Source organism: Micromonospora maritima (assembly GCF_902825405.1).
In the GTDB taxonomy this organism is placed as follows: Bacteria; Actinomycetota; Actinomycetes; order Mycobacteriales; family Micromonosporaceae; genus Micromonospora; species Micromonospora maritima.
This window is the reverse complement of record NZ_CADEAU010000147.1, coordinates 1-11,408: the sequence shown is the minus strand read 5'-3', so window position 1 is coordinate 11,408 and position 11,408 is coordinate 1. Positions and strand designations below refer to the sequence as shown.

Genomic DNA, 11,408 nt, shown 5'->3' with positions numbered 1-11,408 from the left:
AGCACGTGGCGCAGCGGCAGGTGGCGCGGGACGCTGCCGTCCCCGGCGGTGATCCGCCCGGGTCCGGCCCCGGCGAGCAGCGGCGCCACGGTCAGGCACAGCTCGTCGACCAGGTCGGCCGCGGTGAGCGCGCCGAACAGGTGCGGGCCGCCCTCGCAGAGCACCTGCCCCAGGCCACGACGGCGCAGCTCGGCCAGGCCGGCGGCCAGGTCGACGCGCTCGTCGCCGCACCGGAGCAGGTCGGCCACCTCGGTCAGTCCGGCCGGTGCCTCCGCGCCGGAGCGGGTGAGCACCAGGGGGCGGACCGGGGCGTCGGCGAAGCAGGCCTGGGCCGGGTCGAGGTCGAGCGAGCCGGAGACCACCACCAGGGTGGGGAACTCGGCCAGCCCTCGTTCGCGGCGCCAGGCCCGCCGCTCGGCGCTGAGCCGGACCGCGCGGTATCCCTCGTGGCGCAGCGTGCCGGCCGCCACGAGGAGGCCGTCGCAGAGCATCCGCAGCAGCCCGAACACGCGCTTGTCCGGCTCGCCGGACAGCCCGGCCGAGTAGCCGTCCAGGGTGACCGCGCCGTCCGCGCTGGCGACGAAGTTCACCCGCAGGTGCGGACGCTCGACGCGGCCGTAGAGCGCGGTCAGCTGCGGGTCGGTCAGCGCGCCGGTGACGGGTGCCGGCCAGATCCGTTCGATCGGGCTTCCGACGGTCATTCGCCGGCCGGACCGGTGACCGGAGGGGTGGGTTCGGCGGTACGGTGCTGGCAGTCGCACCACTTCCGGCCAGGACAGTCGTCGTGCCGCCGCTCCCGGCAGGCTCGGCAGATCATGCCGGCAGCCTATGCCGAGGAAGGATGGGACCGCGTGTCGCGTCAGATCTTCCAGCTGTTGGTGTCGCTGGCCGGGGTCCGGCCGCCGGTGTGGCGGCGGGTGCTGGTTCCCGGTGGCTACACCCTGGACCGTCTGCACCGGGTGCTCCAGCACGCGATGGGTTGGCGCGACTGCCACCTGCACTCGTTCGACGTCGACGGGCGGCAGTACGGCGAGCCCGATCCGGGCGGCGAGCTGGCGTTGCGCGACGAGCTGGACGTCCGGCTGGACGCGGTGGTCGGCAAGGGCGACCGGTTCCGCTACACCTACGACTTCGGTGACTGGTGGGAGCACGACCTGGTGGTGGAGGACGTCTGCGCCGCCGACCCGGACGAGCGTTACCCGGTCTGCCTGGACGGCGAGCGGGCCTGCCCGCCGGAGGACGTGGGCGGCCCGGGCGGATACGCCGTCCTGCTGGCCGCGCTCGCCGACCCGGCGCACCCCGAGCACCAGGCGATGCGGGACTGGGCCGGCCCGGCGTTCGACCCGGCCGGGTTCGATCCGGACCGCGCCACGGTCCTGCTGCGCCGCTGCTGCTGACCGCGCCGCCCCCGGGGATTCGGCCCCGGGGATGAGGCGGTAACGAAATGGGAACGCTCCCACCGGTCTATTGACACCCCTGACACCTGCCGGCAATCTCATGGGAGCGCTCCCGCGAGTGGCGTCGGTCTCATCCCTGCCTCCTCCGGTTCGCGCGACACGCACCCCCCACCACACAGATAGCGCCTCACCACCGAAAGAGGGGTCTCGGATGAGCGTCCCAATCCGCCGTCGGCAGCTCGCGGCCATCGCGCTCGCGTCCGTCGCGGTGCTCGCCACCGCCACCGCCTGCGGCGACGACTCGTCGGACAGCGGCGACAGCAGCGGTCCGGTGACCCTGGTCGTCGACGTCTTCGGCGACCAGGGCTTCGGCTACGAAGAGCTGTACAAGCAGTACGAAGCCGACCACCCGAACGTCAAGATCCAGGAGCGCGGCAAGGGCCTCGGCCTGGGTGACTACAACACCCGCCTGACCCAGCAGATCACCGCCGGGTCGGGTGCCGGCGACGTGGTGGCCCTGGAGGAGGGCACCATCGTCCAGTTCTACGCGCAGGCCGACAAGTTCGTGAACCTCGCCGACCACGGCGCGAACGACCTCAAGGGCAACTTCCTGCCGTGGAAGTGGGAGCAGGGCACCACCCCCGACGGCAAGGTGCTGGGCCTCGGCACCGACGTCGGCTCGATGGCGCTGTGCTACCGCAGCGACCTGTTCAAGGCCGCCGGCCTGCCCACCGACCGCGAGCAGGTCGGCGCGCTCTGGCCCACCTGGGACCAGTTCATCGCCACCGGCCAGAAGTTCGCCGCCGCCGACAAGAAGCACAAGTTCGTCGACTCGGCGACCAACTTCTACAACGTGGTGCTGATGCAGATCGCGGGCCAGGGCACCGGCTACACGTACTACGACAAGAGCAACAAGATGGTCATCGACCAGAACCCGGACGTGCAGGCGGCCTACCAGCTGACCACCAAGATGATCGCCGCCGGGCTGTCGAACAACCTGCAGTCCTTCTCCAACGAGTGGAACGCCGGTTTCAAGAACGGCACCTTCGCCACCATCGCCTGCCCGGCGTGGATGACCGGTGTCATCAAGGGCCAGGCCGGTGACGCGGCGGCCGGCAAGTGGGACGTCGCCAAGGCCCCCGGCAACGGCGGCAACTGGGGCGGTTCCTTCCTCGGCGTGCCGAAGTCGAGCAAGCACCAGAAGGAGGCCGCCGAGCTGGCCAAGTTCCTGACCAGCGCGCAGGGCCAGATCGGCGCGTTCAAGGCGGTCGGCAACCTGCCGTCGAACCCGCAGGCGCTGACCGACCCGGCCGTGGCCGACTCGACCAACGACTACTTCAGCAAGGCCCCGGTCGGCAAGATCTTCGCCGCCGGCGCCACCGACCTGAAGCCGGTCTACCTCGGCCCGAAGAACAACGCGGTCCGCACCGCCGTGGAGAACACGCTGCGCGCCGTGGAGCAGGGCAAGTCGGCCGACGAGCAGTGGCAGGCGGCCCTGAAGAACGGTGCGGCCGCCGGTAAATGACCCGGCTGAGCCGCCCGCGGTGCCCGCAGAGCCCGGCGTCGCCCGTGTGGCGGGTGACGCCGGCCGAGGAGAAGGACTCCCCATGAGCCTCGACCTGCACGCCACGGCGCCGCCCGAGCCCGGTCCGCCGCGCGCCGCCCGTCCCGCGCACCGTCGCGCCGCCTCAGCGACCAAGCTGGACCTGAAGTACTCGCCCTACCTGTACGTCCTGCCGTTCTTCCTGATCTTCGCGGTGTTCAGCGCGTATCCCATCGCGTACACGGTCTGGATCGCGCTGACCGACCGGTCCCCGCTGAACCCGACGATCTCGTTCGTCGGGCTGGACAACTTCGTCGAACTGATCACCGACGACCCGCAGTTCTGGAACGCGGTGGTGAACACGTTCGGCATGTTCGTGCTCTCCACCGTGCCCCAGCTGCTGCTGGCGCTGATGCTGGCCAACGCGCTGAACCGGAGGCTGCGTGCGCAGACCTTCTTCCGGATGGCCATCGCGATGCCGATCATCACCTCGACCGCGGTGGTCGCGCTGATCTTCTCGATGATCTACGCCAAGGACTTCGGCCTGGTCAACTGGCTGCTCGACAGCATCGGCCTGGACCCGATCGACTGGCGGGCGAACCGCTTCGCCTCCTGGTTCGCCATCTCCACCATGGTCGACTGGCGCTGGGTCGGCTACAACGCGCTGATCTACCTGGCCGCCATGCAGTCGATCAGCAAGGACATGTACGAGGCCGCGGCGCTGGACGGGGCCTCCCGGCGGCGGCAGTTCTGGTCGATCACGGTCCCGCAGCTGCGTCCGACGATCATCTTCACGCTGATCATCTCGACCATCGGCGGGCTCCAGCTCTTCACCGAACCGTTGCTGTTCACCAGCGGCTCGGGCGGCCTCTCCGGCGGCTCGGAGGGGCAGTTCCAGACCATCACGATGTACCTGCTCGACGTGATGAACCAGCGCTTCCGGTGGGGGTACGCCGGGGCGGTCGCGCTCGTGCTCTTCGTGCTCATCGCGTTGATGTCGGCGATCAACTACCTGCTCGCCCGCCGCATCAGCTCCGACAAGTGAGGTGACGAGATGACGACCACCACGCTCCGCCCACCCACCCGGCCGACCGCGCCGGCGAAGGCCACCCACCAGGCCGAGCGACTCTGGAAGGCCAGCCCGCTCACCTGGTTCGGCCTGGTCCTCGGCGTGATCCTGTCGCTGTTCCCGTTCTACTGGATGATCGTGATCGCCTCCCGGACGAACGACGCGGCCAACTCCTGGCCGCCGCCGTTCCTGCCCGGCGGCAAGCTCGGCGAGAACATCGAGCGGGTGCTCGCCAACGGCGACGCCAACATCGTCAAGGGGCTGCTGAACTCGTTCCTGGTCTCCGGGACGATCACCGTCGCCACGGTCTTCTTCGGCTCGCTCGCCGGCTTCGCGTTCGCCAAGCTCCGGTTCCGGGGCAAGAACGCGCTGCTGCTGATCATCCTCGCCTCGATGATGGTGCCGATCCAGCTCGGCGTGCTCCCGCTCTACATCCTGATGGCGAAGCTGGACTGGCTCAACACCATGCCGTCGGTGACCGTGCCGTTCCTCATCGGCGGCTTCGGGATCTTCATGATGCGCCAGTACGCCGAGCAGGCGGTCCCGAACGAGCTGATCGAGGCCGCCCGGGTGGACGGCTGCTCCACCTGGAGGGTGTACTGGCACGTGGTGGCGCCCGCGCTGCGGCCCGCCGCCGCGGTGCTCGGCCTGCTCACCTTCATGGAACAGTGGAACCAGTTCTTCTGGCCGTTCGTGGTGTTGGCCGACCCGTCCAACCCCACCGTCCAGATCTCGCTGCGCAGCCTCAACACCGCCTACTTCGCCGACAACTCCCAGATCTTCGCCGGCACGTTGATCGCCACCCTGCCCCTGTTCGTCGTGTTCGTTCTGTTCGGCCGCCAGATCATCGGCGGCATCATGGAAGGCGCCGTCAAGTCGTGAGCAACCCAGCCAGCCCGCCCGCCGTCGGCGTCCTCGACGGGGGCCCGGCCCTGACCTTCCCGCCCGGCTTCCTCTGGGGCGCGGCGACCGCCGCGTACCAGATCGAGGGCGCGGCGACGGAGGGCGGCCGTACGCCGTCGATCTGGGACACCTTCAGCCACACCGAGGGTCGGACGGTGGCCGGGCACACCGGCGACGTGGCCTGCGACCACTACCACCGGATGCCGGACGACGTGCGGCTGATGGCCGACCTCGGGCTGCGGTCCTACCGCTTCTCCGTGTCCTGGCCGCGGGTGCAGCCGGGCGGCGCCGGCGGGATCAACCAGGAGGGGATGGACTTCTACCGCCGGCTGGTCGACGAGCTGCTCGGCCACGGCATCGAGCCGTGGGTGACGCTCTACCACTGGGACCTGCCCCAGCCGCTGGAGGACGCCGGCGGCTGGCCGGCCCGCGACACCGCCGGCCGGTTCGCCGAGTACGCGCAGCTCGTCGCCGACGCGCTCGGCGACCGGGTGACGTACTTCACCACGCTGAACGAGCCGTGGTGCTCGGCGTTCCTCGGCTACGGCTCCGGCGTGCACGCGCCGGGCCGCTCGGACGGCGCGGACGCGGTCCGGGCCGGACACCACCTGATGCTGGGGCACGGCCTGGCCGTGCAGGCGGTCCGGGCGTCCCGCCCGGAGGCGCAGCTCGGCATCACGGTGAACCTCTACCCGGTCACCCCGGCCTCCGGGTCGGCGGCGGACGCCGACGCGGCCCGCCGGATCGACGCGCTGGCGAACCGGTTCTTCCTGGACCCGGTGCTGCGCGGCGCGTACCCGGCGGACCTGGTCGCCGACCTGCGCGGGATCACCGACCTCGGGCACGTCCGCGACGGCGACCTGGCGACCATCTCGACCCCGCTGGACATGGTCGGCGTCAACTACTACAGCCGGCACGTGGTCGCCGCGCCGGTCGAGGGGGCAGAGCCGGAGCCCTACTGGCGGGCACCGTCCTGCTGGCCGGGCAGCGAGGACGTGCGGTTCGTCACCCGCGGCGTGCCGGTCACCGACATGGACTGGGAGATCGACGCCCCGGGCCTGGTGGAGACGCTGGAGCGGGTCCACCGGGAGTACACCGACCTGCCGCTCTACGTCACCGAGAACGGGTCGGCGTTCGTCGACACGGTGGTCGACGGCGAGGTGGACGACCCGGACCGACTGGCCTACTTCGCCTCGCACCTGCGCGCGGCGCACGCCGCGATCGAGGCCGGAGTGCCGCTCAAGGGCTACTTCGCCTGGTCACTGATGGACAACTTCGAGTGGGCCTGGGGCTACACGAAGCGGTTCGGCATGGTCTACGTCGACTACGACAACCAGGCCCGGATCGCGAAGTCCAGCGCCAGGTGGTACGCCGACGTGATCCGACGCAACGGCCTGGCCGCACAATAAGCTGGGCCAGCCAGTAACGGGCGGCCCGGCACCGACGCCTCAATCGGTGCCGGGCCCGCCCGACCGTCGGAGGAGCACAGACGATGACAACGCAGCGCACCCGCTCGCTCGGGCGCCCGACCCTCGACGCGGTCGCGGCCCGCGCCGGCGTCGGGCGCGGCACGGTATCCCGCGTGGTCAACGGCTCGCCGCAGGTCAGCCCGGAGGCCCGGGCCGCCGTCCAGCAGGCCATCGCCGAGCTGGGCTACGTGCCCAACCGGGCCGCCCGGGCGCTCGTCACCCAGCGGACCGACTCGGTGGCGCTCGTCGTCTCCGAGTCGGGGGAGCGGGTCTTCACCGAACCGTTCTTCGCCGCCATCGTCCGGGGCGTCAGCTCCGGGCTGGTGGAGACGCCCATGCAGCTCTGGCTGGCCATGGTGCAGTCGCCGATCGAGCGGGAGCGGGTCGAGCACCACCTCACCAACCAGCACGTCGACGGCGTGCTGCTGCTCTCCCTGCACGACTCCGACCCGCTGCCCACGCTGCTGGAGGAGCGCGGCCTGCCCGCGGTGCTCGGTGGCCGGCCGGCCCGGATGCTGCACCCGAACGCGCAGCCGGCGTGGTTCGTCGACGTGGACAACGTCGGCGGGGCCCGCCAGGCGGTGGAGCACCTGTTCGCCCAGGGGCGCCGCCGGGTCGCCACCATCGCCGGCCCGCAGGACATGGGCGCCGGCCTGGCGCGGCTCTCCGGCTACCAGGAGGCGGTGCGCGCCGCGGGGGGCAGGGTCGACCCCGGCCTGATCGCGTACGGGGACTTCAGCGAGGGCAGCGGCACCGCCGCCATGCGCCGGCTGCTGGAGACCTGCCCGGACCTGGACGCCGTCTTCGTCGCCTCCGACCTGATGGCGTTCGGCGCGTTGCGCGCGCTGCGCGAGGCCGGCCGGCGGGTGCCCCAGGACGTGGCGGTGATCGGCTTCGACGACGCCCCGATCGCGCGTCAGGCCGAGCCGCCGCTGACCACGGTGTTCCAGCCGGTGGAGGAGATGGGCCGGCAGATGGCCCGGCTGCTGGTCTCCCGCATCCGGGGCGACGAGGTGCCCTCGCCGCACGTGCTGCTGGACACCGAGCTGATCCACCGCGCCTCCGCCTGACCCCACCGCCCCTGCGGCGGCGGGGCAGGTCAGGACCAGCGGCGCAGTTCGCGGCGGGCCAGGGACGCCCGGTGGACCTCGTCCGGGCCGTCGGCGAGACGCAGCGTCCGGGCCTGGGCCCAGAGCGCGGCGAGCGGGGTGTCCTGGCTGACGCCGGCCCCGCCGTACGCCTGGATCGCCTTGTCGATCACCCACTCGGCCATGGCCGGGGTGGCGATCTTGATGGCCTGGATCTCGGTGTGCGCGCCCTTGTTGCCGACGGTGTCCATCAGCCAGGCGGTCTTGAGCACCAGCAGGCGGGCCTGCTCGATCCGGACCCGGGACTCGGCGATCCACTCCCGCACCACGCCCTGCTCGGCGAGCGGCCGGCCGAACGCCACCCGGTCCAGGGTGCGCCGGCAGAGCAGCTCCAGGGCCCGCTCGGCCATGCCGACCAGCCGCATGCAGTGGTGGATCCGGCCGGGACCGAGGCGGGCCTGGGCGATGGCGAAGCCGGTGCCCTCGGCCCCGACCAGGTTCTCCGCCGGCACCCGGACGCCGGTGAAGTCGATCTCGGCGTGCCCGCCGTGCGGGGCGTCGCTGTAGCCGAAGACCGTCATCCCGCGTCGGACGGTCACGCCCGGGGTGTCCCGGGGGACCAGGATCATGCTCTGCTGGCGGTGCCGGTCGGCGTCCGGGTCGGTCTTGCCCATCACGATGAAGATCTCGCAACGCGGGTCCATCGCCCCGGACGACCACCACTTGCGGCCGTCGACCACGTAGTGGTCGCCGTCGCGGGTGATCCGGGTGGCGATGTTCGTCGCGTCGGAGGAGGCGACCTCCGGTTCGGTCATGCAGAACGCCGACCGGATCTCGCCGGCGAGCAGCGGCGCGAGCCAGCGCTCCCGCTGCGCGTCGGAGCCGAACTCGGCGAGCAGCTCCATGTTGCCGGTGTCCGGCGCGGCGCAGTTGAGCGCCTCCGGGGCCAGGTGCGGGCTGCGGCCGGTCAGCTCGGCCAGCGGCGCGTACTGGAGGTTGGTCAGGCCGGCGCCGTAGCGGGCGTCGGGCAGGAACAGGTTCCACAGGCCCCGGGCCCGGGCCTCGGCCTTCAGCTCGTCCATCACCGGCGGGCGGGCCCACGGGTCGCCGGCCGCGAGTACCTGCTCGTGGTGCACCGGCTCGGCCGGGTGGACGCACTCGGTGAGGAACGCCTCCAGCCGCTGCCGCAGTTCGACCGTCCGGTCGTCGTACGCGAACTCCATCTACTTCTCCCTCACCGCGTGCAGACCGTGCGCGACCAGCGGCTCCACCATCTCGCCGATCCGGTCGAACCCCTCGCCGAGCGTCTGCCCGAGGGTGTGCCGGTAGTGGATGCCCTCGCAGATCACCGCGAGCTTGAAACAGCCGAGTGCCACGTGCCAGTGCAGCGGGCCGACGTCCACGTCGCTGCGGCCGGCGTAGCGCGCGATCAGCTCGGCCCCGGTGGGGAAGCCGGCCCGGGGGCCGATGCCGTCGGCCACCGGGTTGCCCTCGGCCCGGTCGCTGTCACCGAGCACGTCCCAGTAGGTCAGGAGCAGGCCGAGGTCGGCGAGCGGGTCGCCCAGCGTGGCCATCTCCCAGTCGAGCACGGCCCGCACCGCCACCGGGTCGACGGTGGCGAGCAGGTTGTCCAGCCGGTAGTCGCCGTGCACGATCCGGCCCGCGTTCGCGCCCTCCGGCACGCTGCCGGCCAGCGCGTCACGCAGCTCGTCGATGCCGGGCAGCGGGCGGCTGCGGGAGCGGTCGAGCTGGCCGGCCCAGCGGCGCACCTGCCGGGCCAGGTAGCCGTCCGGTCGGCCGAAGTCGGCCAGCCCGACCTCGGCCGGGTCCACCCGGTGCAGCGTGGCGAGCGTGTCCATCATCCCCATGGCCAGGTCACGCCGCTGGTCGGCGGTGAGCGCGTCGGTCTGCTCCCGCCGTCGGTAGACCTCGCCGTCGACCTTCGCCATCAGGTAGAACGGCGCGCCGATCACGCTGTCGTCCGGGCAGAGCAGCAGCGCCTCGGGGACCGGCACCCCGGTCGGGGCGAGCGCCGAGATCACCCGGTGTTCCCGGGCCATGTCGTGCGCGGTGGCCAGCACGTGCCCGAGCGGGGGGCGCCGCAGCACCACCTCGCGGTCACCGGCGCGCAGCAGGTAGGTCAGGTTGGACTTGCCGCCGGCGATCAGCCGCGCCGACAACGGCCCGGCCAGATCCGGCCGGTGCGTGGCGAGGTGGGCGGCGAGCCGGTCGAGGTCGAGCCCGCGCGGGGCCGGACCGGTCGGGGGCCGGGCAGCGTCGACGGCCGGATCGGTCATCCGAATAGTTGATGGCAGCTCAGCTTTCTTGTCAAGGTCGGATTTTCCCGGCGGGACATGCCGCTGCAACGGGGGCGAAATGGTCAGCCGGCAGGCTGGTGCCCAGCCTGCCGGCCGTCGGGCCGGCCCGCCGAGCGGAGGGGACAGACATGCTGCTGAGAGTTCGGGTGACCCTGCCGGACCGTCCGGGCACGCTCGGCCAGGTGGCCCGGACGCTCGGCGTCTCCGGCGCCGACATCGTGCAGGTGGTGGTCCTGGAACGGCTCGGCGGGCGGGCTGTCGACGACTTCACGGTGGTCTGGCCGGGCGCGGCGCGGGTGGAACGGCTGCTCGCCGGGCTGGCCGCGATCCCCGGCGTCCGGGTGGACGGGGTGTGGCGGGCGATCGGCGCACCCACCACCACCGGTCAGGACGCCGAGCTGCTCGCCCAGGTGGCGGCCAACCCGACCGACGGGGTGGCCACGCTCGTCGACGCCGTACCCGGGCTGCTCGCCGCGGACTGGGCGGTGGCCGCCGTGGTCCCGCTGGACTGGGCCTCGCGCAGCGGCGAGTGCGGCACGGCCACGGTCGGGCACGCGAGCTGGCGTGCCCCGACCCCGCCCCGGCTGCCCGAGGTGACCCCGCTGCGGGCCCGTGCCCTGACCGGGCCGGACGGGCACCACTACGCGGTCGCCCCCTTCGGCCGGGCCGGCCTGGTGCTGGTGGTCGCCCGCGACCACAGCGAACCGCTCGCGGCCGCCGGGTTCCACTCCACCGAGGTGGACCGGCTCGCCCAGCTCGTCCGCGCCAGCGCGGTGATCCTCGGCGACCGGCTGGACCTGGTCGGCGCTCCGCCGGTGACCACCATCACCTGACCCGTCGCGCCGCGTCACCCGGGGGCAACGGGGTCGCAACAGGCGGCCGGCATGGTCGGGGGTGAGGAAGGGAGACAACCATGGCGCTCTGGCGGATCCGAGCCACCGTGGACGACCGGCCGGGTTACCTGTCGGTGCTCACGGCGAGCCTCGCGTTGCGCGGGGTCAACATCCTCACCGTGCAGGTGCACACCACCGAGGTCGGGGCGGTCGACGACTTCCTGGTCGACGCGCCCGAGCAGGTCACCGAGGCCGAGCTGCGGGCCGCCGTGGAACGGGGCCGGGGGCGGGACTGCTGGGTGGCGCGCAGCGAGGCCCGTGGGCTGGCCGACGAGCCGACCCGGGTGCTCGGCCTGGCCGGCCGGCTGGTGCGCGACCCGGAGGCGGCCGGCGCGACACTGCGGACGCTGCTCGGCGCCGACGCGGTGACCTGGCGTCCGACCCCGACCGCCGCGTCCGGCGGTGTGGGCGGCACCACCATGCTGCTCACCGACCCGGCGGGCGGCGGCTACGAGCTGCGCCGCCGGGAGCCGAGCTTCACCCCGGCCGAGTACGCCCGGGCACAGGCCGTGGTCGAGCTGGCGGCGACGCTGGCCCGCCGGGACGTCGACCGGGTCACGCTGGTGCTGCCCGACGGCGCGGAGGTGTCGGTGCGGCCGGCCACCGTCGAGGACGTGCCGGCCGTACGCGAGCTGCACGTGGCCTGCTCGGCGCGGAGCCGGCAGCGGCGCTACCTGAGCGGGGCGGCGGACCCGTCGCCGGCCCGGCTGCGCCGGCTGCTGGAGCCG

Annotated in this window: 11 protein-coding genes; 8 read left to right on the top strand and 3 right to left on the bottom strand. The window is 72.6% G+C overall.

Features of this window, described 5'->3' with window-relative positions:
• Positions 1 to 701: pyrimidine reductase family protein (locus HUW36_RS15555; protein ID WP_174528827.1), on the bottom strand; the 701-nt coding region annotated here is incomplete at its 3' end.
• Positions 702 to 851: 150 nt separating this feature from the next.
• Here HUW36_RS15555 and HUW36_RS15550 point away from each other — a divergent pair.
• The 6 genes from HUW36_RS15550 (at position 852) to HUW36_RS15525 (ending at position 7,451) form a co-directional block, all read left to right on the top strand.
• Complete coding sequence (locus tag HUW36_RS15550; protein WP_174528826.1) at positions 852 to 1,397, top strand: plasmid pRiA4b ORF-3 family protein; 546 nt, start codon at positions 852 to 854, stop codon at positions 1,395 to 1,397.
• A gap of 211 nt (positions 1,398 to 1,608) precedes the next feature.
• On the top strand, positions 1,609 to 2,922 hold the full coding sequence (locus HUW36_RS15545; protein WP_099161937.1) for an ABC transporter substrate-binding protein: 1,314 nt from the start codon (positions 1,609 to 1,611) through the stop codon (positions 2,920 to 2,922).
• A gap of 82 nt (positions 2,923 to 3,004) precedes the next feature.
• Positions 3,005 to 3,985, top strand: coding sequence for a carbohydrate ABC transporter permease (locus HUW36_RS15540; RefSeq protein ID WP_174528825.1), 981 nt, complete (start codon positions 3,005 to 3,007; stop codon positions 3,983 to 3,985).
• A 9-nt stretch (positions 3,986 to 3,994) separates the two neighbouring features.
• Positions 3,995 to 4,891: a carbohydrate ABC transporter permease gene (locus tag HUW36_RS15535; RefSeq protein WP_174528824.1), complete on the top strand. Its 897-nt coding sequence runs from the start codon at positions 3,995 to 3,997 to the stop codon at positions 4,889 to 4,891.
• Complete coding sequence (locus HUW36_RS15530; protein WP_174528823.1) at positions 4,888 to 6,321, top strand: GH1 family beta-glucosidase; 1,434 nt, start codon at positions 4,888 to 4,890, stop codon at positions 6,319 to 6,321. The genes HUW36_RS15535 and HUW36_RS15530 overlap by 4 nt, the downstream gene beginning before the upstream one ends.
• A gap of 83 nt (positions 6,322 to 6,404) precedes the next feature.
• A complete protein-coding gene (locus HUW36_RS15525; protein WP_174528822.1) occupies positions 6,405 to 7,451 on the top strand; it encodes a LacI family DNA-binding transcriptional regulator in 1,047 nt (348 codons plus the stop codon).
• Between the two features lie 29 nt (positions 7,452 to 7,480).
• Here the strand turns inward: HUW36_RS15525 and HUW36_RS15520 are convergent, their stop codons facing one another.
• Entirely contained in the window at positions 7,481 to 8,692 is a 1,212-nt protein-coding gene (locus tag HUW36_RS15520; RefSeq protein WP_174528821.1) for an acyl-CoA dehydrogenase family protein, read from the bottom strand.
• A complete protein-coding gene (locus HUW36_RS15515; RefSeq protein ID WP_174528820.1) occupies positions 8,693 to 9,766 on the bottom strand; it encodes a phosphotransferase family protein in 1,074 nt (357 codons plus the stop codon).
• Between the two features lie 149 nt (positions 9,767 to 9,915).
• On the opposite strand from HUW36_RS15515, the gene HUW36_RS15510 reads away from it, so the two are divergent.
• Complete coding sequence (locus HUW36_RS15510) at positions 9,916 to 10,620, top strand: ACT domain-containing protein (RefSeq protein WP_174528819.1); 705 nt, start codon at positions 9,916 to 9,918, stop codon at positions 10,618 to 10,620.
• Between the two features lie 80 nt (positions 10,621 to 10,700).
• The coding region (locus tag HUW36_RS15505) for an ACT domain-containing protein (protein ID WP_174528818.1) at positions 10,701 to 11,408 on the top strand (708 nt) is incomplete at its 3' end.